We start from the raw sequence: 23,406 nt of genomic DNA on the forward strand, positions 1-23,406 counted from the left end.
TATCAAAGTAATTTAAATCAATTAATAGATCGGTCTTACTTTATATTAAACTATCTTTAACAGACACAATAAAGTTTTTATGAATCCATCCCTGAAGTCCATGACTTGTTTGAATAAGAACAAAGTCATCTTTTCTATTAAGTACATAAACACTTATATTCCCGTTTAAGAATCGCCAGCTTCTTGAAAAATTATCAGGAACTTTATAAAGAGAAACTAGATCACCTTTAATAATTCCAATCTCAGACTGCTGGTCAACATAAAAGTAATATGTTTGAAATAAAGTAAAACACGTTACAGATAAAAGCAAGAATAAAATAATTCTCTTTAAATTTTTTGCATAAAATTTATAAGAAATAATCACTATTAAAATATTTATTAAAATTAAACTAATAATAAAAAAAATATTAGACCAAACAAAATTATTGTTTCGAATATTTTCATTAACTCCATTCTTAGCCTCAATAAAATCAATCACCTTGTAAAAGGTATCATTACTTGGTGAAGTAAAAAATGCCTTATAAGCCGAATAAATTGCATCAAAACATCTATCCATTTTATTCAAAATGAGAGCTCTGTTTAACCACAATCCTGAATAACTTGGATTCTTTTTAAGAATATTATCAACTTTATTAAGAGCATTATCATAATTTTTTGATTTATAATCTTCAATTAAATCATTTATATTATCTTCTGACAAAGAACCATCGTTCATAGCATTAAGACTAACAGCAAGAGTTAATATTAAAATAACTAATCCACAACCTGATGCAATAAAGAACTTTTTATATCTAATAAAAACAGCTAAAGAGAATAAGATTCCTGGTATCAAAATTAAGTAATAAACGGGAACAAAAAATAAAAAAGTTTTATTCCTATGTTTCAAAATATCATGGTATGAAAGCAAACTAAAATCTGACAATAAATCTTGACCAGAATCATTATTATTTTTAAATTCCCCATAATACTCATATTTTAGTCGTTTACCATCAAGTTTATAAACTTTTCCATCATCAGGATTTAAATAAGTAAAATCACCAATATTTAAGAATAAATTACCCTTATTATCTGGTTTAAAAGTATATATCTTAGATATACTGCCCTTATAACCATCTTTTGAGGGTTCAAAATTATAATTTTTTTTATTATAAATAACTTTAGAGTTATAAGTTTCAATTTCTGGAAAACGAATATGTGGAAGATTACCTTGCCCTGTAATTTTTATTAAAACAGTAAAAGTATCTTGATTAATTAAAGTTGAATTAGGGAATTCATAATCAATTTTAAAAGTTCCAACAGCTAAAGACTTAACTTCATCAGGTATTGGTTTAATTTTTAAAGAAATACCAGGACTCATACGGGCAATATTTTCACCTATATTAAAAGAAACACTAGGAATAACAATACCTTTTGAACCTCTAAGAGGAGTTAAGATAAAGTTATAAAGGGGTACATCCAAGATTTCTTTACTATTAAAAGTCCTATACTTAATATTTTCAAATATAGGGGTTCTATCAATCATTGCATCTTTAACAGCATTAAAAGAACTGGCAATAGAATTTAAATTATTATTCACAAGCCAATTGACACGCAAAACAAACCCAACACTCTGATACTCATAAATTTCTTGCTTATCAAAATCCCAATACAATCTAACTGGCAAACCAAAGAACTGAGACTCATCTTCTTTTAAAACAACCACTTCAAACTCTGAACTTAAATAAACTTCACCAAGATAAACAACTTTTAATGAAGGAATCTTAACAAATCCCAATTTATCAAAATAATATTCAATTTTTATTTCTGTAACAATATTATTTCCATCTGGTACCTTTGATATCGAAGCAATTTCGGTGTTATCATTTATATCTTTACTTATTTCAAACTTTAATGACGCCTCATCAATATCTTGAGATAGATTTAATCTAATTACATGAACAACTTTAGATCCTTGAAGGACCTTAGTTGATACTAAATAATCGGTACCAGATAAAGAGTAAATCTCAAAATTTATAAAAAATAAAACTAAAGATATCACCAATCTTCTCGTAAAGACACAGTTTGTTCTTCTGACCTTGTTACCCATAAAACCCTCTCAAGATTTTCAATATACCTTAAAAAATTTTCATTGTTCTCAATAAAATTTTTACTTCTCTTAACACTTAAACTATCTAAATCATCTGGAATACTTCTTTTTTTAATTATTGCAAGTTCAAGATTATATTTAGCATTATAACTTGCAGGATTGATCCTTAAAGCTTCCTTAAATGCCACCTCTGCTTTTCGATAAAGTCCTTGATTATAGTATATTATCCCCTCATTATAGTTTATATTAAAATGCAAAAAGGAATCATTATCTCTTTTTGCATAAGAAAACATCCGAAGAGAGCTTTCATACTCTCCTAAAGAATAATATACAATCCCAAGATTATAATAACCCCACGACATACCTTGCTTATCATCTACAAGATCATAATAAGTAGAAATTGCACCCTGATAGTCGCCTCTAATATATTTATAATTACCAATAGCCATAAGAGACATAGCTCTAATATTAGAACAAGATAAAAAGGATGCAAACATAAAACTCATTAAAAAACAAATTAAAAAGTTTCGTCCCATTTAATGACCTTAACAAATAGATACAATACTATAAATAAAAAAGAGATAGCTAAAAAAAGCTTATATCTTAGAATACCAATAAGCAAAATATCACTTGAACTTTTTTTCATTATATCATTCCTTATCTCATTAATAACATAATTAGTACCTTTTAAATATAAATTATAATAAGAACCCTTAAGAGAAGACGTTAAAAGATACAAATTATCCTCATCAAGCACGGCTTTCACTACATTGCCATCTTTATCCTTAACACTTAAATTATTATCAATCAAAGGAGATGGCTTATCACTTCCAATCCCAACTACAAAGCTTGTAATATTAAGTGCATCAATCAACTTAGGAAAAGTATAATAATTATTCTCACCCCATTCATCTCCATCTGTTAAAATTATCAAAAAATTATAATAAGAATCATCTTTTATTCCCTGTATGGCACTAAAAACTCCCTCACCTAAAAAACTACCAGGAGAACTTATTAAGTTAGGCTCAATATAATTTAACATCTTATGCAAGCTAGCTTTATCCTTAGAAAATGGCAACACTAACAAGGATTTACCTTTAAAAATAGTAAGTGAATACTCAACATTCTCAAAATTATTTAAAATCAAACTAATAAAATTCTTAGCACTCTCAAGTCTGTTAATCGATTTTTCTTCATCAAAGGTTAACATACTACGAGAAATATCAACAACAAAAGATATCCTTAAATTTGATCTTTTATCCTCAGTAGCTTTTTGCCCCCAAGAAATATCCAAGATAGAAACAATTAAAGAACCCAGACTCAATACAAAAAAGAACATCATAAGAATTTTTTTTATATAATAATTTTTAATGTAAGCATTATTAACATACATAAGACTTAAAGTCTTAAAAAATGGAAGCGCTTTTCTAAAATTATAAATATATAAAAAAAGAACTAAAAATAAAATTATAAACAAGTAAGAAGCATAATAATTGCCTATACTCATAACACCTCTTTTAAAAAAACCTTAGACAAAATGAAGTAAAGGATTAATAAGAAAAATATTACCAATAAAAATTCATTGTAAACATCATCATTATCAACCGTAATTTTAACCTTTCTCTCCACATTTTCCTTTTTCGAAAAATCCTGTATTGCAAGTTTAAATGAAAAATCATCACCTACAGAATAAAAAAGTCCTCCTGTTTTACTTGAAATCTCAAAAAGCATACTAGGATCATAAATCTCTCTTAAAGTACCTTGATAAAACCTGCCAGATCTCAATTTAAATCCAACACTAAGCTCTTCACTGCTACCAATTCCAATAGAGTAAATTTTAACATTTAATCCTTGAGCAAGATTTATTACCTGATCCTTATAAACTTCATCTGAATTAACTACCCCATCTGTTAAAACAATCACTGATCTCTTAGGCGCTTCCGAATGCTTTAAATGAGAAAGAGCAATGGAAATACCAAGTCCCAAAGCAGAACCATTTCCAAGATCCATAATATAAATATCGTCTAATTTTTTAGAAAAAAAATCTCTATCAATTGTCAGTGGAACTATTAAAGAAGCTTCCTTAGCAAAAGCTACCAATCCAATATTGTCATTTTCTCTCTGATAAACAAAATATTTAATCAATTCTTTTGCAAATTCAAGTCTATTTTTAGATGAAAATTCAATAGCACCCATGCTAGGAGATATATCCAAAACAATAACAATATCAGCCCCACTACTAAGATAAGTCGTTTTCTTCTTCGAAATAGAAGGACCTGCTAAGGTTAAGATCATAACTGTCATTGCTAAATAAAAGAAAGCATAAGTTATAAAATATAACAAATTTAATCCATAATCCCTTAATTTTATAGAACCAAAGTTTCCATAAATAGATATTGGAAATTTAACTTTTCCTCCTCTACGCTTAAAAAAATGGCTAAAATAAATTATTAATGGAAGAATTATAAGTAAAAATAAATATAAAGGCTCATTGAATGTTAACATTATCACCTCTATTAAATTCTTCAAAATTAAAAGCTGCTTTCCTTAAATCATCTAAAACAAATGATAGATTTCCACCTGATAAATTGATTCCACTAAATTTACTAAAATCAGAAAGCCTAAGCATATTAACAAAAGTTGAACGAATTTCATAAGGAACGTTAAAATTTTTCAAAATTTCAGAAATTTCTGTAGTAGTAATTGCATTAAAATCAAAACCTGTTTTTTTAGATAAATACACCCTTAAAGATGAATTCAATAAATTATAAAAAACAACCTGTTCTTCGTCACTCTTAATATAATTAGACAAAATAATCATTTGTTTCTGAAACACTTTATAAGGTTTTCTTAAATTATGCTTCATTATTAAAAACACTAATAACTGCTTGACAAGCTTCAAAAATTTAATAAAAAAGTAAGGAACTACTACAAGAGCTAAAATAAAAATAACAAGATACGTACTTGTTCCTGGAAGAAAAAGCACTCCCTCTATATCTTGAATTTTAAGAACATCATCATCTGCAATTAACTTACTAGTATTTATTTTGACATTATTGAGAATTAATTTAAAAGATTTATCATTGCTGATAATATCTCCAACATAAATACGCGGAAGAGTATTGCTTCCGACATAAAACGAAACAAAATATATTATTACCTCCCCGCTCTCAGGTCTGTAAAGAAGTGAATTAACCTCAACAAACTCATTTTTAATTTCCTCAAATTCAGCAGGGATAAATTTTTCATTCTCACCAAGAATTAACGAAAATTTAAGCTCAACAGTATCTCCCACATAATAACGTGTTGGAATAAATATCTCATTTTTTATCTCATAAGAGAATAAATAAAACGACAAAAAAAACATGATAAAGACAATTGTGTTTTTCAAAAATCATTCTCCTTTTTTAAAAGAGCTTTTAGCTTTCTAAAAACATCATCTTTCGTACTAATTTCTATAAAATTAATACCTCTTTTTATGCATTCTTTTCTCCATTTAATTTTATCTAATGTCCAATAATTTTTATAACTATTCAATATTGTTTTACTAAATCCAGAAGTTAAAAAATCTTCACTGGTTTCAATATCTTCATAAGTTAAAACTCCATATTGAGGAAGATTTTCATCAAAAAAATCTGTAAGCCTTATTGCAATAATATTATGACGTTTACTAAGAACGGTTAAAGATTTAAAATAACCACTGGCTTTAAAATCTGAAATAATGATAATTAAAGATCTTTTCTTATAATATTCAGCTGTATTTTTAAATACATAAGTTAAATTACTTCCCCTCTTAAGCCGTCTATTTATTGTCTCGTTCAAAATTAGTCCTAAATGTGAATGCCCTTTTCGAGATGAAATAAACTTATCCGTTTCACTTGAGAAAAAAGTTATACCTATTTTATCATTATTAAAAAATGCCATATGAGCAAAAATAGAAACTAATAAATCTTGAATTTCCTTTTTACTAGTCAAGCTTCCCAGACTCATTGAAAGAGAATTATCAACAAGCAAATGAAGATTCATTCCCTTATCTTCTCTAAAAACCTTCGAGAATATGCTATCTGTTTTCGAACTAACATTCCAATCAATCAATCTAGCATCATCCGTCTCTTCATAAGGTCTAAACTCATGAAATTCAAGACCAAGACCCTTAAAAATAGAACGATATCCACCAAAATTAAGTTCCAAAAGCATTTTTCTGGAGAAAAATTTCAAAGCTTTTATCTTAGTTTTAGTGCTAGCATTTAATTCATTATCATATTGCATATGAAATTTAAACCCTTAAGGAAGTGCCACAGCTGAGAGAAGTATCTTAATAATATCATCAGTATTCATCTCCTCAACCTCTGCCTCATAAGATGGAGTAATTCTATGTCTTAACACATTATAAGCCACAGCCTTAACATCTTCAGGGAGAACAAATAATCGCCCCTCATAAAGGGCATTAACACGAGCACATTTAAGCAAACTAAGTGATGCCCTAGGAGATGCTCCAAATTCAATATATTTAGTAAATGGATAAGTTTTTTTATCATTTTCACGAGAAGCTGCTATTAAAGTAACGATATAAAGCATTATCTTATCATCTACCTTAACCTTACCAATTGTACGCTTGAGATCTGCTAAAGAATAAGCATTCATTATTTTTGCAACTTTAATATTCTCAAGCCCGCCATCAATTGAGAATATTTTAAGAAGCTTAATTTCATCTTGAATAGAAGGATATTTCACATTAACTTTTAACAAAAATCTATCAAGTTGAGCCTCTGGCAAATTATAAGTCCCCTCTTGTTCAATTGGATTTTGTGTTGCAAGAACAAAGAATGGATCGGGCAGCTTATGTGTTTCATCGCCAAGAGTTACTTGACGCTCACTCATTGCCTCAAGAAGTGCTGATTGAACCTTTGCAGGTGCTCTATTAATTTCATCCGCTAAAATAATATTTGAAAATACAGGCCCCTTTCTAACCTTAAAAGTTCCTGTCGTACTCTTATATACCATATTACCTGTAAGATCAGAAGGCAAAAGGTCCGGGGTAAATTGCACTCTCTTAAAACCAAGATCAAGAACATCTGAAACTGTTTGAATCGTCAATGTTTTAGCAAGTCCTGGTACACCTTCAAGCAAAACATGTCCTTCAGTCAAAATTCCCATCAAAATAGCATCTATCATTTCTCTTTGACCAAGGATTCTACTTGAAACTTCTCTTCTAAACTTATTTATTAAACCTAATGCATTCTCTACTTCAGAATCTATTTGAAAACTACTTTTCATACCACTCCTATCGTACTAAAATTTTTCATCAAAAATAAAATATAAACGATAAAACGAAAAAATAAAATCACTACTTATAAAGCAAAAGAAAATTCCTCTCTTTACTATCATTCATTGTTGATGATTTTATTTCTATTTTGTTAAACAAGCTTTCAATATGACTAATTTCAAACTTAATCTTATTTAATTTACCCTTATAAGCCACAATCAAACCCCCATCTTTTAAAATCAATTTCAAAATCCTTGCATATTCTCTTATATCTCTAAAAGCCCTGATTGTAATAAATTCGTATTTATTTTGCTCTTTATCAACATCACGTTCTAATACCTCAACATTGTCTAAACCAAGTTCTAAACTAATCATCCTTAAAAAAGTAGCCTTTTTATTGCTACGTTCAAGAAGAATATACTCTCTAAAGTTATCAAAAAGAGCCAAAACAATCCCTGGGAATCCAGCTCCACTACCTACATCAAGTACTTGCCGTGGATTCTTATCTTTTATAATAGGCAATCCAGCTATAGAATCTAAAACATGTAAAAGCACTGCATCAAAATTTCGATCATTATTTGACACCAAGTTAAACCTAGTACCAAATAACAAAACTTTTTCTATATAAAATCTTAATTTATCAATACTTTTTGAAGTAAAAGGCACTCCTAAACTTTTCAAAGAAAGTTCAAAATCATTCATCATAAAGCCAAATCAAGCACTACCTTATTTTTAGGACTTGAAAAATATATAAGTAAAACTTGAATATCTGTATTTCTAACACCAGAAATCCTACTTGCCTGAGCAAGATTAGCTGGTTGGATTTTAACAAACTTTTCCCTAGCCTCTCTAGATAAACCATCAATTTCATAATTAAAATCAAAGGGTAATTTAATAAGCTCAAGGTTATTCATTTTCCTAATTAAATCTCTTTGTCTATTAATGTAGCCTTCATATTTAATATCTAATTCAACCTGTTCAAGAATCACTTTTGAAGCCTTCAACTTAGGATCTATATCAACAAGATCACTTAAATTGATATACGGATCTTTTATAATATGATAAAAATCTTTACTAATATGTTTCTTTAACTGCAAAGTACTAGCTTCCCTTTCCTTAAGACGCCTCTGCCTCAAAAGTTCCTTAATTTCTTCTACTTGCTTCTCCTTGAAAAAATATCTAGAATATTTTTCCTCACTAACCAACCCAACTTCATATCCCCACTTAATCAACCTCTTATCACTAGTATCATGTCTTAAATTAAGCCTATGTTCAGCCCTTGAGGTAAACATTCTATAAGGTTCCTTAGTACCCTTAGTAACAAGATCATCAATAAGCACTCCAATATAAGAACTTGTTCTTGGCAATATCATTGGATCTTTCCCTTGCAACTTAAGTGCTGCATTAATTCCAGCCATCAATCCTTGAGCTGCGGCTTCCTCATATCCTGAGGATCCATTAGTTTGTCCTGCAACAAAAAGTCCCTTAACCCTTTTAGTCTCAAGGCTTGCATATAATTCAATAGGATTAATATAATCATACTCAACAGCATATCCAGGTCTTGTAATAACTGCATTTTCAAGTCCATCAATACTATTGATCAATCTTTTTTGAACATCCTCGGGTAAAGATGAACTTAGACCATTAAGATACATTTCTTCAGTACTTAAGCCTTCAGGTTCAATAAATATTTGATGTTTATCTTTATCTTTGAATTTTACTATCTTGTCTTCAATTGAAGGACAATATCTTGGACCATTCCCAACAATTTCACCGGAATAAAGCGGAGAGAGATGCATATTGTCACTAATTATTTCATGTGTTTTTTTATTTGTATAAGTGATGTAACAAGAGAGTTGAACTTTATCTATCTTAGTATTTGAAAAGGAAAAAGGAATGATATCAGAATCTCCAAATTGAATTTCTGTTTTTGCAAAATTTATACTCTTTCTATGAACCCTAGCAGGAGTACCTGTCTTAAGTCTACCCATCTCAAATCCAAGTTCAAGTAAAATTTTTTCAAGACCATAAGCAGCAGGCTCAGAAATTCTCCCCATACAAGCTCTATATTCACCAATAAATATTTTACCTCTAAGAAAAGTTCCGGTTGTAAGAACCACAACACGAGATGTAAATTTATTACCTCTCTCTGTAACAACACCTTCGATTTTATTCCTCATAGAATTAAGCAAAAAGTCACTAACGGTATCTTGAAAAAGATCAAGATTGGTTTGCCTTTCCAATGTTTCTTTTGCCTTAACCTGATACACTAATTTATCAGCCTGAGCACGTGGAGCCTGCACAGCAGGCCCTCTGCTTTTATTTAAAATTCTAAATTGAATCATACTAAAGTCAATAAGGCATCCCATCTCTCCTCCAAGAGCATCAATTTCACGCACCATATTTCCCTTAGCAAGTCCACCAATAGCAGGATTACAAGAAAGTTTACCAATTGTATCTAAATTCTGAGTAATTAGAAGCGTCTTAAAATTTAATCTTGAAAGAGCTAAGGATGCTTCAATACCAGCATGTCCGCCTCCAATTACAATAGCATCGAAATCCATATCTATATCTATTTTCCTAAACAAAAATTCTTAAACATATTGTTAAGTACATCTTCACTAGTAACCTCACCTGTTATTTCGCCTAAAAAATTAAGAACTTCATAAACATCAAACGCCAACATATCATAGCTTATATCTTTTTCTATCTTATTTAATAACTCAATAATTAAAGTATAAGCTTTTTTTAAAAGTTCTGCTTGGCGACTTGATGATACTATAACATCATAAGCATCAATATCAATATAATCAAAGCATGTCAATGACCTTATCTTATCATAAAGAGAATCTACACCAAATAAAGTCTTAGTACTAATCTTTACTAAATTTGATGAATTTATATTACCTGAATTAAAAAATTCAACTGTTTGTCTATTTGGTTCTAAATCCATCTTATTTAAAACAAAAATCACTTTAGAATGTCCCTTATAAGAATCAATAAATTTTAAATCGTCATTTGTTAATCTTGCACTCACATCAATAACATAAAGAACTAAAGATGCTTCCTTAATTAAAGAATTACTTTTAACGATACCCAACTGTTCAACAAAATCACTAGTCTCCCTAAGTCCTGCTGTATCAAAAACGTTAAATAAAATACCATCAAATTCAAAGCTTGCTTGAATGTAATCTCTTGTAGTGCCAGCATAAGAGGAAACTATAGCCCTATCTTCCTTTAGTAACAAATTAAAAAGAGAAGATTTGCCAACATTAACAGAACCGGCTAAAACCAATGCAATTCCATGATCCAGTTTCCTTGAAGTATTATAAGAATCAATCAATCTTTTAAGTTCATCTCTGCTTTTTGAAATAACCTCAAAAGGAATGACAATCTCATATTCACTTGTTTCATAATCAAGATGAACACTAAGTGCTGAGAGAAAATTTAAAATATCTTTTTTGATTAAATCTATTTTAGCAAACAAAGAACCTGAAAGCTTGTTAACAGCAAGAGCATGGGTCTTATTAGTTTTAGCAGAAATTAGCTCATTTACTGCCTCTGCCTTAGTAAGATCAAGTTTTCCAGCCAAAAAAGCACGAAGAGTAAATTCACCAGGCTCAGCCATTCTAAATCCCACTTTCAAAAAACATCCTATAATTCTCTTTATACCAATAGGGGATCCATGAGCCATAACCTCTATTGAATCTTGACCTGTAAAACTTTTTGGGGCTCTATAAAGGCAAACAACAACTTCGTCCAATTTTTCACAAGTTTCTTTATCTATTAAATATCCATAATGAATGGTATGACCAGACGCCTCAAGCAGTCGCTTAGGATCTGAGAATATTTTAGAAAATTTTTCAATTGAAGAAACCCCACTACTACGAATCACACACAAAGCACTACTAAGTAAAGGAGTAGCAAGTGCAACAATATCATCTTCTCTTTGAAAAAGCTTGCTCATAGACTATAAAAATTATAACATAGCATAAATGGCAAAGGCTAAAAATAAAAGAAAAAATTCAAAAATACAATACATAAGATCAATGACCTAAATTTGTAAATATTATGAATTTCACTTATAATTTATTTTATAAAGATGAAGACCAAATTAGAAACCGAACTGAAAAATACTTTACAAGAAGAAGTTCTTTTAGTAGAAGATATATATGATATGTACCTAAATATAAAAAGATATCTTGATGAAAAAAACGAAACAATGTTTAAAGAAGCAATAAATAAAACAAACATTTATCTTCAAAAATTTAAAGATATAGAACAAAAGAGGGATGAACTTTGGAAAAAATTTACAGATCTTGAAAAATTTGAATCAACTTACATGACTATAGAAAAACTGTGTTCGGTTTATAAAAAAGAGATATATAATTATTTTCATCGATTAAGAATAGGGATATTGAATATCCAAAACTTAAATTACTTAATATCAAGCTACACAGAAACATCTCTTGGTATTTTAGATCTAATATTTAAAGATGCTCAAGAAAGTGTAGACAATATAACTTATAAAAATCCTTATGGACCAAGAAGCGGAAACTTAAATGAAGCATCCGTTTTAATAAACAAAAAACTTTAACTACTTAAGGAGTTTTAAATGGATTCAACATTTTCAGGAATAGAAATTGGAAAGAAAAGTTTATTTGCACACAAAGATGCTATGAACACAATTGGACATAATTTAACTAACACATCAAAACCCGGATATTCAAGACAAAGAGTTATAATGAAAACTGAAATGCCAATTTATGCTCCTCAATTAAATAGAGCAAATAAAGTTGGTCAACTAGGTCAAGGAATAATGGTTCAATCCATAGAGCGAGTAAGAGACGACTTGCTTGATATAAAAATAGCTGAAGAATCACATCGACTTGGCTATTGGAGTTCAAAAGACAAATTTATCTCTCTGCTTGAGAATGTATATAATGAACCGGAAGAACAATCAATCAGAAAAAGATTAAATGATTTTTGGGATAGCTGGCAAGATTTATCAAAACAGCCCCAAGGACTAGCTGAAAGAAATATTATATTAGAACGCGGACAATCTTTTGCAGAAGTAGTAAGCAGCAGATTTCATTCTCTTAAACGAATATACACAATGGCAAATGATGAAGTAAAAATTACTACTGAAGAGATAAATAACTACCTTAGGAATATCAGTGATCTTAATAGGCAAATTGCAAAAGCAATCGCCATGAAAGATCATCCAAATGATTTAATGGATGAAAGAGATTTAATAGTTGATAAACTAAGCAATTTAATTAGTATCTCCATAGAAAATAAGCGAGACCCTAATGAATTCTTAATTTATGTAGAAGGGAAACATCTCATTCAAGGTGCAATTGCAAATGAATTTATATTGGAAGCAGCCAATGGCCCTACAGGAACTAAATGGAATGTTTTATGGAATAATGGGGAACCGGCTAATATTAATACGGGAAAATTAGGGGCTCTGATTAATGTAAGAGATAACGAAATTAAAAACGAAATTAATGAGATAGATAACATGGCAATTAATATCACAGAGCTTGTCAATGAAGTTCATGTGTCAGGACACGGTCTTGATCAAAAAAACGGAAGAATTTTCTTCGACCAAGAATACAAGCTAACCGATGAGCGTGGACGATATGACAGCAATGGGGATGGTCAATTTGATTCTGTTCATATATTTAAAATAAATAGTACAAATGAAATTTTTCCAGAAGAAAATCTAGGATTTTCAGGAATACTCAAATTTCAAGCAATCAATAAAAATGATTTTATAGAAATACCCTACAATGCAACAGATACCGTTCAAGACGTAATAAATAAAATAAATAACTCCAACTCACAAGTCACTGCAAGAATTAATGCAGAAGGAAAATTTGAAATTAAGGCAATCAAAGAAGAAGAAAACGACAGTGCTATTTTTAGAATTAAATATATTGAAGATTCTGGACTATTTTTAACAAGTTACACAGGCATTTTAAATGCATCGGGAACTGAGGGTGCTTATAACTATCAAGACGTTAATACTACTAACCAACTAATAAATACAGCTAGCTACTCAATAGCTCCTCTCAAAAATCCAGCTGCATGGCTTAAAGTATCTAGAGAAATTGCAGAAGATCCATCAAAGATTGTATCGGGAATTAAAACTCCAACAAACAACGCTCCTATTGGAGACAATAAGGCAGCATTACGTATTGCATCTTTTGTAAACTCACAAATAATGATTGGAAAGAATGCAACACTAAATGACTACTTCGCAAACACAGCTTCCAATATTGCAATCAAAGGACAAACAGCAGAAATTACAAAAAATAGTCAAGAACAAATACTTAAAAGTTTAACTGATTTAAGACTATCAATATCTGGTGTAAATAAAGATGAAGAATTAGCAAACATGATAGAATTTCAACAATCATTTATCGCCGCAAGCAAATTCATCACCGTTTCTGCAGAATTAATAGATACAATCATAAATAAAATGGGGGTATAATATATGATAAACAGAGTAAGTCATCCTTTGACATATGATAACTTAAAAACATCTTCAACAGACAAAGAAGTAAAAATAACAAAACTTTTAGGAAGCCTATACCAAGGTGGCAAAAGAATTACAAATTTGCGAGACGATCCAACAGGTGTCACTCATGCAATAAGATTAGACAGTGATATATTTAAGCTTAATACCTATGTTAAAAATATCAACAGCGCCAAAGGAAAATTAAGATATATGGAAGGGTATTTACAATCCCTTGCAAATATTTTAACTCGTGCAAAAGAAATAACTGTCCAAGGTGCAAGCGGTACATACAAAGCTGATGATAAAAAGATAATAGCAAAAGAAATAAATGCAATACTTGAAGATGTCCTTGCAATAGCAAATGTAAAAGGAGCAGATGGATACAGCATATTTGCAGGAACTAAAATTGATAATGAAGCATTCAAAGTAATTAGAGAAAACAGGATGAACAAACTAACTCAAGACAAAGCAGAAACTCAAATAGTAAGAATAGACTACAATGGAAATCAAGCAGAACAAACAACTGAAATATATAATGGAATTTATATCCCAAATAACTATCCAGGAAGCGAAATATTTTTTTCTCACAATCATTACATAACATCATCAAAAAATGTTAATGGATTTATTGTCAAGGAAAACACAAAAATTTATATTGATAACATTGAAATAGCATTAACAGCAGGGGATACCGCTGCCGACATTATTGCCAAGATAAATGAATCATCTGCTCCTGTTGAAGCTACTCTTGATCGTATTTTAAATTCAATGGTTATACAAACAACAATACCTCACCAAATATGGATAACAGAAGAAGAAGGTTCAACAGTACTACAAGAACTAGGTATTCTAACTCAAAACAATGATACCAAAGAACCTCCTTATAATATTGCAAACAATACTGAGGTTAGAAATAGAACAATTTTTGATAGCTTAATTGAGTTAAGAGATAACCTAGAAGAAAATAAAGAAGAAATTATTGGAAGTAGAAGTTTAGCAGAAATTGATGCAAGTTTAAATAAAATTTTTGCAACATTAGCTGATCTTGGAACTAAAGAAAATAGGCTTGATCGAAGTTATGAAAGAATAAGTAAAGAAATAATAGATATGAGAGATGATATGGTTAAATATACCGATCTTGATGTCACAAAAGCAATAACGGAACTTAACATGACAAGTTTAGCTTATCAAGTATCTTTAGGGGTTTCCGCAAGGATCATGCAAACAACATTATTAGATTTTCTAAAATAAAATGAAAAACGAAATTAGTATAAAATTTAACTTTCCTGAAGGGATACTGGGATTTGAAGAGATTAAAGAATTTATAATCAAAGATTCTGAACACAAACCTTTCTCTATAATGCAATCGATAAACGGAGAAATAAATTTTTTAGTAACATCACCCTTTAATTTTTTAGAAAAATATTTGCCAAATATAGAGGAAAAAGATTGGTTAGATATCCAAACAGAAAATGAAGACGAAAAAGTCATACTATGTATAATTAACATGCATGTAAAAAACTATAAAGAAATAACGGCTAATTTAAAAGCTCCAATCATATTAAATAAAAAGAAATTAATTGGGAAACAAGCCATATCTACAAATGAAGAGCATTATCTTAGATATAGAGTCTTTAAGGAATAAATATGCTAGTATTATCAAGAAAAGCAAACGAAAGCATAAAAATAGACTCTAACATTGAAATTTCAATATTAGAAATAAAAAAAGATAGCGTTAAAATAGCTATAAAAGCCCCTGAAAATATCAAAATACTTAGATCTGAAATCTATGACATCATCAAAGAAGAAAACAAAAAATCAATCTTACAAGATAAGAATAATATACATAGAATTAAAAATTTATTTGATTATTTTAGTAAATAAGATTTAATTTCTGCATCACTAAGTCTTACATAAAAAGGTCCTGACAAAATATCATCTCCTTTCATGTTTTCTAAATACTTAAACTTGCCAAGCTTTGTCAAAACTGAACCAAAAGAATCCATATCACTGATAATCTCAAACTTATTTTTAAGCTTTTCATAAATAAATTCAATACCATTACCCACAATAACAAATTTTAAGTCAAGACTATCTAAATATTCAAATAACTCTGATTCAGAAAAACAAAAAATTTTCCCGCAAAATTTAGAATTCTTATAACACCCAAGGAAATATTTACCTGCTGTAAAACTTAAAGTTATCGTATCTACGCTTTTATTAACCAATCTCGCAAAAACATCAAAAGTAGGTACATTAACAAAAGGAATTGAAAGACCTAAAGAAAGCCCCTTAATAAAACTTAAACTAATTCTCAAGCCTGTAAAAGAACCAGGACCAGAAGAATTAATAAGTAAATCAAGTTTATTTAGATCAATACCACACTCTAATACAAAATCATTAAATAATTTTGGAATACTAAGAGTATAATTAATTTTATCTTTACCTTTAATTATAGCGAAGACCTCACCATTAATTTCAAAATGAATCAACAAAGTTTTATATGAATATTCAATTGCAAGGGTATTCATCACTAAATTCTAAAATCCTACTAGTACTTTTTATTTTAAATGTTAAAAACATCAATCTATTCTTTGGCAAAATATCAATAATGATCTCTGGCCACTCAATAGCTATTATAGCTGACATATCTAAGAGAAGCTCCATTCCACCAATAAGTTGAAACTCATCTAAAATATTTAAACGATACAAATCAATATGATAAAACTTAAAATCTACAAATTCATAAACATTAACAATATTATAAGTTGGACTTGTAAAGTAAGAAATGCCAAGATTTAAAGCCAAACCTTTTAAAAAGGTTGTCTTCCCAGTTCCCATATCACCACAAAGACCAAATATCTTACCAATAGGCAAGGGACTAAAAAAAGATTTAGCAAAGTTTATCATTTCCTTTTCTGTTTCAAAAGATAATGTCAAGAAAGCTCACCCTTTATATCAAGATCAATAACATGCCTCTTGATTGCAACCATTAAACTAAGAACAGGATAATTTAAAGGGTCTACAAAATCAATAGTGATATGTTTCTCACCTAAAGGAGTTACTTCTATTGTAAACTTCACTTTCTTAGTCTCACTAGAACCCTTATATTCATAAAAAGCGTCAGCAAAATACACTCTCCTATAATATATATGACTATCTTGCTTGCTGATATTATCAAGAGAAATAAATTTCACAAATAATATTCCTTTAAATAAAATCCCGAGAAGCCAACATAGGAATATTTCATTTAGCGCTATTTTCAAAGATGGGACTTTCATTTTTAACTTTTAATCCGCCTATGCAATTATCCGTTAAAAAAATACTTAAATCCCCAAATTTAGTGAGATGTCGCAAAAAATAACTCTAATCCCTACAATTAAACTTCCCAGGAAGTTTTTAATTTTTTATTTCATAAACAATTTTTTTAAAAGTTTCAATATCCTCAATTGCTAAATTAGATAAAATTTTTCTATTAAGCTTAATATTAGACTTTTTCAAACTTTCAAAAAACTTTGAATAGTTAATTTCCATACCCGTTAAAGCAGCAGAAATTCTTACAATCCATAAACTTCTAAAATCTCTCTTACGATTCTTTCTATCTCTTGTAGCATACATCATGCCTTTACGAAGAGTATCTTTAGCTTTCTTATAATTACTTTTCTTAGTACCCCAAAAACCCTTGGTTTTCTTTAAGATCTTCTTTCGTCTTGCAACGTGAACTATCCCGTTCTTAACTCTAGCCATATAATCTCCTTAAATCAATATTTAAGCATAAGGCAATAAGGTTTTGATTCTCTTAATCTCAAAACTTGAAACCAAACCTGACTTACCCAACTTCCTTCTTCTCTTTGAAGATTTTTTTGTTAAAATATGTCTTAAATTTTGCTTCTTATATTTAATTTTACCTTTTGAAGTAAAAGCATATCTTTTTTTTGCACTTTTACATGTTTTCATTTTTGACATTTACAACTCCTTATCACTATTTCTTAGACTTAGGTGCAATAATTAAAAACATTGTTTTGCCCTCCATCTTAGCTGGGGACTCCAAAACATAATTAGACTCACCTACCCTCTCAAGAATACTCTCTAAAATTCCATAACCCAAATGAGTATGAGCGAGTTCACGTCCTCTAAATCTTATAGTAACTTTTACTTTATTACCCTCTTTGAGAAATCCTAAAATATTTCTATACTTAAAATCAAGATCATGAGTATCTATCTTTGGCTGCATCCTAACTTCTTTAAGCTTAATTATTTTTTGATTTCTTTTTTGCTCTTTTTGACGCTTTTCCTGATGAAATTTATATTTCCCATAATCAATTATCTTGCAAACAGGAGGCACTGAATTTGGAGAAATCTCAACCAAATCAAGCTCAGCATCCCTAGCACATTTAATAGCATCTTCAATTGGCAAAACAGATTGAGTTCCATTATCAAAAACAACCCTAACCTCACGGGCCTTAATCTTATGATTAATTCTCAATTCTTTATCACCGGATCTTGACCTATCCCTATCCTTACCGGAACTTCTATTTATCATTTAAAAATACTCACTCCTCAAACAGCATTAATCAATAACTAATTTTAATATACCTTCTCTAAAAAGTAAATTCGAACACATATCTCTTAAACACAATAATAAAAGAATTTTGAAAAATTCTAAAAAGTAAAAATTTAATTGATTAATAAGTCATTTAAAAGTAAAATTTACTTATTATGAATATATTTTTACTAACAAGCCTACCTTTAGTTTTTAAAATATACATGATAATAAAACATCCTCAATTAAAGTTAATTAAGCAAAATTATATCCATGCAACATCAATATTATTCGCAATAACCATTTTTTCTTTACTATATCTGATAGAAGAATTTATATTATATAAAAGCTTGATCATAAATTACCAAACAAAATTCAGTTTAGCATATTCAATATTTATTAAAGAACAAATATATTACTATGTTTTTCCATTATTTATATTCACATTTTTTTTTACATTCAATCCAAACTCATTGCTTAAAAAAAATCCAATATTTTTAATATATTTTGCATTTGGATTAATACTCTCTAAAAATTTAGCACTTATCATAACAAACAGTAAAGTTTTTGGTACATATGAGTATATTAAAATACCTCTTCTACATATATTAGAATTAATATTCACAGCAATCATATGCGAAAAAGGAATACGTCTTCATATAACACAAAACATAAATGGATATCAATTAATTTTTGCTCCTATCTTGATCTTAGAAGCAATTATAACATTTTTAAAAGTATTAATTTTAACTAATGCACAAATTTACGCTATAATAACATTAATAATACTACTAGGAATCACAATCGTAAACAAGAAAGCCATTGGAACTGTAAAATAATGATACATACAATAAAGACTTTTATTATTACAATTATTTTAATTCTATGTTTTAGTTGTAAGAACAATAAAATCACAGATAAAAATTTTAGTTATATCATAATTTTTTCAGACGCAACAGAGTATTTTTTCAAAATTAAAAATTCTCCATTCATACAAGATAAAACACTCTTTATCAATGAAAAAGACATCGAAATTATTAAAGACAAACTAAATAATGTAAAAAAGATACTTTTAACACATAAATCAAATAATGAAATATTTAATATCAATAAAATTAAAAAAAAAACTTTTTATCTATCTAAAGTAAAATTTTCATTAAAAAAAGCAATAGATTTTATCTTCAGTTCTCCCTCAATAGATTTAACAACCTCATTAATAATGAAAGACAACTCACTAAATCAAACAGATTCAGAACACTTAGAAAAAAGTGCAAAAGAAAAAAATATAAACATTACTACAATAGATGACAAAAATATTCTGTATTTAAAAAATTTGATTACTCCAAAAATAACAAAAGTGATCCTATTCTCAATGAGAAATAATCACGTTTTTTTAAAAAAATTATCAGAATCATCTTTTTTTAAAAAAATAGAATTCATATTGATTGGAAGTAATAAAAAAGATTTAAAAGAAATTAACACAAAATACATAATCAGTATGAATGAACTCGATTTGCTTGAAATAACAAAAAAAATTAATAAAGATTTTCAATACGAACTCAACATCTATGAAAAAACAATATAAATCTGATTACAAATCAACATACATTTAACTGAATTGATAAGCAACACTTGACAAACAAAAAATACTATTACTAATGAGAGAAAATAATTGTTAAATCAAATCATTAAATAAATCCTTAAAATTATCATACAACGCAACTATAACGCTATCCACATCACAATTTTTAATTTTTGCAATCTCAAGACACGTATATCCTAAAAAACATGGCGCATTAATCTTGCCCCTTAAAGGAACTGGGGCTAAAAATGGACTGTCTGTTTCAATTAAAATATCTTCAATATTTAATTTCTTTAACACTCCTCTTAAAGGCTCTGAATTTTTAAAAGTTAAATTACCTGCAAAAGATATCTTAAATCCAAAATCAATAAATTTTTTAGCATACTCATAATTACCTGAATAACAATGCAATATGCCCCTATTTATAAAATTGGAAGATTTAATAATATTGTAAATATCATCATAAGCATCTCTTACATGCAAGATGACGGGCTTTTTATATTTACTAGCCAAATCTAACTGAATATTTAAAGCTTCAATCTGCTCACTTTTATTATCTCCCTTAAAGTAATCAAGTCCAATTTCACCAACAGCAACAACGTTTTCCTTTTTTAAAATACTCTCAATTAATTCAAAATCATCTCTTAAAGCCTTATTTAAAGGATGTATGCCAACTGTTAGTGAAATATTAGGATAAGTATTTAAAAGTTGCTTTCTCTCATAAAAATCACTAGGATGCAATCCAATATCAAGAAAATAAGAAAATCCATTCTTCAAACATTCATTAATAAGATAATGAATATCAATAGAATTTTTCTTAAGTTCATTAAAATGAACGTGGGTATCTATCAACTTTTCTAAAAAAATAGATCTTTCAAAATTAAGATTCATGCATCCATCTTTTTTTTAAGGTTATTAATATAGTCAATAATGGTAACATTCTTCATTCCAAGTTGCAAGAAACTTGACAAAATATCTACAGCACTTTCAATTTGCCCTAATGCCTCATAACATTCAGCAGCATTTACATACAATATTGAGTTCTTAGGATTGGTTTTTATCAGATTTTTAATAGCTGACAATGCTTCTTCATACTGCCCCTGCTCCTTTTGAAGTAGTGCAAGACCAAGTATAGCAAACATGTCAAAATCAACATCAAGGGCTTTTTTATAATAAATCTGTGAATTTTCATAATCTTTCAAGTACCGGTAAGTATCACCTACTCTTGTTAAAACCAAATTATTCTTTGGATCCTTATCTATTATTGTAAGCCAATATTTTAAGGCTTCATGATACTCTTTACTTCCTCTATAGCAATCAGCAAGCCCAAAAATAGCATAAAAATTATTCGGAGAAATTTCCAAAGCTATTTTAAAAAAATAAATTCCCTTACTAAATTCCTTTAATTTCCTATAACAATTTCCAATTGAAGTTAAAACACGAACATCAATCTTAACCTGATTTATTTCATACATCCTAAGCCAATATTTCAACGCTTCTTTATATTCCTTAAAGTCATAATATAAATGTCCAATACCAACAAGAGCATAATCATTATCAGGTACAAGTTCTAATACTCTTAAGTACGATTGCCTAGATTTTTGAAAATTTTTTAATTTCCTATAAGAAGAAGCAACTCTTGTAAGAACCGTAATATTTTCAGGATCATATTTCAAATATTCTTCCCATACATCTGTAGCCTTCTTATAATCACCTAAACTCCTATAACAATCTCCCAATCCAAAAAGTGCATAATTATTATTTGAATGTTTAGCAAGGCATTTTTGATAATAAATTATAGCTTTATCAAAATTTCGCTTCTTCCTTTCAATGTCTCCAAGTCCAACAAGAGCATAATTATTATTATAATCCTTTTGTAAGATATCATTAAACAATGCCTCTGCTTCAGGAAGTCTCTCTTCCTTTATCAACTGATATCCCCTTTTGGATTTTTCAGTAACATCAAGAAGCTCATTATCAGAAATTTGCGAGATATCCCCAAACTCACCTAAAAGTTTCTTGTCTAACATAAATACCCCTTCTTAACTGGTTTATTAAAGACATAACATTCACTTCATATATGCTATTTAAAAAAACATATAAGTCATATTTATATATAAACATATCAAGATATTAATAAATCTTTAATATCCAATCTCAATAAACATATTATATAAAAAATTAAAAAAATATACTTAAATTCGTAAACTTAAACTTATTTATTTAAATTGTATATAAAGCCTATAAAATAAAATTCATGACCAATTATAACAAAAAAATTCAAAAGTAGGATAAAATAATACTACTTTATTAGGAGAAAATTAAGATGTTTTTAGAAAGATTAAGTCCCATCGAAAGCAAAATAAAAATACTTGAAGAAAAATTACAAGACACAAATTTAATTAAAAACCAAAAAGAATATGCAAAAGTAATAAAAGAATATAACTATTTAGAAAAAATCAAAGAAAAAAAAGATGAATATGAAAACATAATAAGCCAAATCGATGAGAATCAAAAAATTTTGTCCGAAGAAGAAAATTTAGAAATGAAAGAATTAATAAAACAAGAATTAGCTCATTTAAATCTCAAAAAAGATGAAGTTGAACACACAATCAAAATATTACTCTTGCACCAAGATGAAAATGACAGTAAAAATATAATTATTGAAATTAGAGCTGGAACAGGAGGAGAAGAAGCTGCACTTTTTGCACATAATCTTTACGAAATGTACACAAAATATTCTGAGAAAAAAAAATGGAAAACAGAGCTTATCAACTTTAACGAAACTGAACTTGGTGGATTTAAAGAAGTAAGTTTTGAAATAAAAGGTAAAGAGGTATTTAAAAAATTAAAACATGAAAGCGGGGTACATAGGGTTCAAAGAGTTCCTATAACAGAATCCAATGGAAGACTTCAAACCTCAGCAGCAACCGTTGCTGTATTGCCTGAAGTTGAAGAAACCGACATTGAAATTAATGAAAAAGATTTAAGAATAGATGTTTACAGATCTTCTGGTGCTGGGGGCCAACATGTAAACACAACAGACTCTGCCGTTAGAATTACACATCTGCCGACAGGAATTGTGGTACAATGTCAAAATGAAAGAAGTCAGCACAAAAACAAAGATCAGGCTATGAAAATATTAAGAGCAAGGCTTTATAAATTTGAAGACCTCAAAAAACAAGAACAACGCTCAAACGACAGAAAGCAACAAGTAGGTTCAGGTGATAGGTCTGAAAGAATTAGAACATACAATTTTCCACAAAATAGAGTAACAGAACATAGAGCAAATATCAGTCTTTATAAACTAGAAGAAATTATGCAAGGAGAACTTGACCTTCTTCTCGACACACTAGCCCTAAAATTACAAGAACAAGCACTAAAAGATAACCCAATATAATAT

At 28.8% G+C, this 23,406-nt stretch carries 26 protein-coding genes; 8 read left to right on the forward strand and 18 right to left on the reverse strand.

From position 1 onward, the window contains the following. Window positions 1-40 precede the first annotated feature (40 nt). The 10 genes from bpSLO_RS00815 to mnmE form a co-directional block, all read right to left on the reverse strand. Entirely contained in the window at window positions 41-2,086 is a 2,046-nt protein-coding gene (locus bpSLO_RS00815) for a BatD family protein (protein WP_081719325.1), read from the reverse strand. After that, the gene (locus bpSLO_RS00820; protein ID WP_025375209.1) at window positions 2,035-2,622 is read right to left on the reverse strand and encodes a tetratricopeptide repeat protein; all 588 of its coding nucleotides are present in this window, start codon (window positions 2,620-2,622) and stop codon (window positions 2,035-2,037) included. The genes bpSLO_RS00815 and bpSLO_RS00820 overlap by 52 nt, the downstream gene beginning before the upstream one ends. Further along, a complete protein-coding gene (locus bpSLO_RS00825) occupies window positions 2,604-3,593 on the reverse strand; it encodes a vWA domain-containing protein (protein WP_025375210.1) in 990 nt (329 codons plus the stop codon). Before bpSLO_RS00825 ends, bpSLO_RS00820 begins: the two co-directional genes overlap by 19 nt. After that, complete coding sequence (locus bpSLO_RS00830; protein WP_025375211.1) at window positions 3,590-4,591, reverse strand: vWA domain-containing protein; 1,002 nt, start codon at window positions 4,589-4,591, stop codon at window positions 3,590-3,592. The genes bpSLO_RS00825 and bpSLO_RS00830 overlap by 4 nt, the downstream gene beginning before the upstream one ends. Then, entirely contained in the window at window positions 4,575-5,477 is a 903-nt protein-coding gene (locus bpSLO_RS00835; protein WP_025375212.1) for a hypothetical protein, read from the reverse strand. The genes bpSLO_RS00830 and bpSLO_RS00835 overlap by 17 nt, the downstream gene beginning before the upstream one ends. Next, window positions 5,474-6,355 carry a DUF58 domain-containing protein gene (locus bpSLO_RS00840; protein WP_025375213.1) on the reverse strand — a complete coding sequence of 294 codons (882 nt, stop codon included), beginning with the start codon at window positions 6,353-6,355 and terminating at the stop codon, window positions 5,474-5,476. Before bpSLO_RS00840 ends, bpSLO_RS00835 begins: the two co-directional genes overlap by 4 nt. Before the next feature lie 15 nt (window positions 6,356-6,370). Next, window positions 6,371-7,363 carry an AAA family ATPase gene (locus bpSLO_RS00845; protein WP_025375214.1) on the reverse strand — a complete coding sequence of 331 codons (993 nt, stop codon included), beginning with the start codon at window positions 7,361-7,363 and terminating at the stop codon, window positions 6,371-6,373. Between the two features lie 70 nt (window positions 7,364-7,433). Next, window positions 7,434-8,057: a 16S rRNA (guanine(527)-N(7))-methyltransferase RsmG gene (gene rsmG / locus bpSLO_RS00850; protein ID WP_025375215.1), complete on the reverse strand. Its 624-nt coding sequence runs from the start codon at window positions 8,055-8,057 to the stop codon at window positions 7,434-7,436. Continuing rightward, a complete protein-coding gene (mnmG, locus tag bpSLO_RS00855; RefSeq protein ID WP_246989811.1) occupies window positions 8,054-9,916 on the reverse strand; it encodes a tRNA uridine-5-carboxymethylaminomethyl(34) synthesis enzyme MnmG in 1,863 nt (620 codons plus the stop codon). Before mnmG ends, rsmG begins: the two co-directional genes overlap by 4 nt. Window positions 9,917-9,924: 8 nt before the next feature. Continuing rightward, window positions 9,925-11,319, reverse strand: a complete 1,395-nt coding sequence (gene mnmE / locus bpSLO_RS00860; RefSeq protein WP_025407492.1) for a tRNA uridine-5-carboxymethylaminomethyl(34) synthesis GTPase MnmE — start codon at window positions 11,317-11,319, stop codon at window positions 9,925-9,927. Between the two features lie 135 nt (window positions 11,320-11,454). On the opposite strand from mnmE, the gene bpSLO_RS00865 reads away from it, so the two are divergent. From bpSLO_RS00865 to csrA, 5 genes are read left to right on the forward strand one after another with little or no spacing between them, the layout of a single operon-like run. Further along, a complete protein-coding gene (locus bpSLO_RS00865; protein WP_025375218.1) occupies window positions 11,455-11,949 on the forward strand; it encodes a hypothetical protein in 495 nt (164 codons plus the stop codon). 18 nt (window positions 11,950-11,967) lie between these two features. Beyond that, the gene (flgK, locus tag bpSLO_RS00870; RefSeq protein WP_025407491.1) at window positions 11,968-13,851 is read left to right on the forward strand and encodes a flagellar hook-associated protein FlgK; all 1,884 of its coding nucleotides are present in this window, start codon (window positions 11,968-11,970) and stop codon (window positions 13,849-13,851) included. A 3-nt stretch (window positions 13,852-13,854) separates the two neighbouring features. Then, window positions 13,855-15,129 (forward strand): flagellar hook-associated protein 3, encoded by a 1,275-nt coding sequence (locus tag bpSLO_RS00875; protein ID WP_025375220.1) that lies wholly within the window; start codon window positions 13,855-13,857, stop codon window positions 15,127-15,129. 1 nt (window position 15,130) lies between these two features. Next, on the forward strand, window positions 15,131-15,523 hold the full coding sequence (fliW, locus tag bpSLO_RS00880; protein WP_025375221.1) for a flagellar assembly protein FliW: 393 nt from the start codon (window positions 15,131-15,133) through the stop codon (window positions 15,521-15,523). A 2-nt stretch (window positions 15,524-15,525) separates the two neighbouring features. After that, window positions 15,526-15,762, forward strand: coding sequence for a carbon storage regulator CsrA (gene csrA, locus bpSLO_RS00885; RefSeq protein WP_025375222.1), 237 nt, complete (start codon window positions 15,526-15,528; stop codon window positions 15,760-15,762). Here the strand turns inward: csrA and tsaB are convergent. The 6 genes from tsaB to infC form a co-directional block, all read right to left on the reverse strand. After that, window positions 15,747-16,412, reverse strand: a complete 666-nt coding sequence (gene tsaB, locus bpSLO_RS00890) for a tRNA (adenosine(37)-N6)-threonylcarbamoyltransferase complex dimerization subunit type 1 TsaB (protein ID WP_025407490.1) — start codon at window positions 16,410-16,412, stop codon at window positions 15,747-15,749. The genes csrA and tsaB overlap by 16 nt on opposite strands. Beyond that, the gene (gene tsaE, locus bpSLO_RS00895) at window positions 16,390-16,818 is read right to left on the reverse strand and encodes a tRNA (adenosine(37)-N6)-threonylcarbamoyltransferase complex ATPase subunit type 1 TsaE (RefSeq protein WP_025375224.1); all 429 of its coding nucleotides are present in this window, start codon (window positions 16,816-16,818) and stop codon (window positions 16,390-16,392) included. The genes tsaB and tsaE overlap by 23 nt, the downstream gene beginning before the upstream one ends. Beyond that, window positions 16,815-17,075 carry a hypothetical protein gene (locus tag bpSLO_RS00900; protein ID WP_025375225.1) on the reverse strand — a complete coding sequence of 87 codons (261 nt, stop codon included), beginning with the start codon at window positions 17,073-17,075 and terminating at the stop codon, window positions 16,815-16,817. Before bpSLO_RS00900 ends, tsaE begins: the two co-directional genes overlap by 4 nt. A gap of 202 nt (window positions 17,076-17,277) precedes the next feature. Continuing rightward, a complete protein-coding gene (rplT, locus tag bpSLO_RS00905) occupies window positions 17,278-17,625 on the reverse strand; it encodes a 50S ribosomal protein L20 (RefSeq protein ID WP_025375226.1) in 348 nt (115 codons plus the stop codon). 21 nt (window positions 17,626-17,646) lie between these two features. Continuing rightward, window positions 17,647-17,844, reverse strand: coding sequence for a 50S ribosomal protein L35 (gene rpmI, locus bpSLO_RS00910; protein WP_025375227.1), 198 nt, complete (start codon window positions 17,842-17,844; stop codon window positions 17,647-17,649). Window positions 17,845-17,860: 16 nt separating this feature from the next. Beyond that, on the reverse strand, window positions 17,861-18,421 hold the full coding sequence (gene infC, locus bpSLO_RS00915; protein WP_025375228.1) for a translation initiation factor IF-3: 561 nt from the start codon (window positions 18,419-18,421) through the stop codon (window positions 17,861-17,863). Window positions 18,422-18,597: 176 nt separating this feature from the next. Here infC and bpSLO_RS00920 point away from each other — a divergent pair, with 176 nt between their 5' ends. Next, window positions 18,598-19,260 (forward strand): hypothetical protein, encoded by a 663-nt coding sequence (locus bpSLO_RS00920; protein WP_038447947.1) that lies wholly within the window; start codon window positions 18,598-18,600, stop codon window positions 19,258-19,260. Then, window positions 19,260-20,006 (forward strand): hypothetical protein, encoded by a 747-nt coding sequence (locus bpSLO_RS00925; protein WP_025375230.1) that lies wholly within the window; start codon window positions 19,260-19,262, stop codon window positions 20,004-20,006. Before bpSLO_RS00920 ends, bpSLO_RS00925 begins: the two co-directional genes overlap by 1 nt. A gap of 90 nt (window positions 20,007-20,096) precedes the next feature. Here bpSLO_RS00925 and bpSLO_RS00930 read toward each other — a convergent pair whose 3' ends face one another. Together bpSLO_RS00930 and bpSLO_RS00935 are read right to left on the reverse strand one after the other, a co-directional pair. After that, window positions 20,097-20,894, reverse strand: a complete 798-nt coding sequence (locus tag bpSLO_RS00930; RefSeq protein WP_025407488.1) for a TatD family hydrolase — start codon at window positions 20,892-20,894, stop codon at window positions 20,097-20,099. Continuing rightward, window positions 20,891-22,033: a tetratricopeptide repeat protein gene (locus tag bpSLO_RS00935; protein WP_246989715.1), complete on the reverse strand. Its 1,143-nt coding sequence runs from the start codon at window positions 22,031-22,033 to the stop codon at window positions 20,891-20,893. The genes bpSLO_RS00930 and bpSLO_RS00935 overlap by 4 nt, the downstream gene beginning before the upstream one ends. A 296-nt stretch (window positions 22,034-22,329) precedes the next feature. Between bpSLO_RS00935 and prfA the strand changes: the two genes are divergently transcribed. After that, window positions 22,330-23,403 carry a peptide chain release factor 1 gene (gene prfA / locus bpSLO_RS00940; RefSeq protein WP_246989718.1) on the forward strand — a complete coding sequence of 358 codons (1,074 nt, stop codon included), beginning with the start codon at window positions 22,330-22,332 and terminating at the stop codon, window positions 23,401-23,403. The last annotated feature ends 3 nt before the right edge of the window (window positions 23,404-23,406 follow it).

The organism is Borrelia parkeri (assembly GCF_023035815.1).
In the GTDB taxonomy this organism is placed as follows: domain Bacteria; phylum Spirochaetota; class Spirochaetia; order Borreliales; family Borreliaceae; genus Borrelia; species Borrelia parkeri.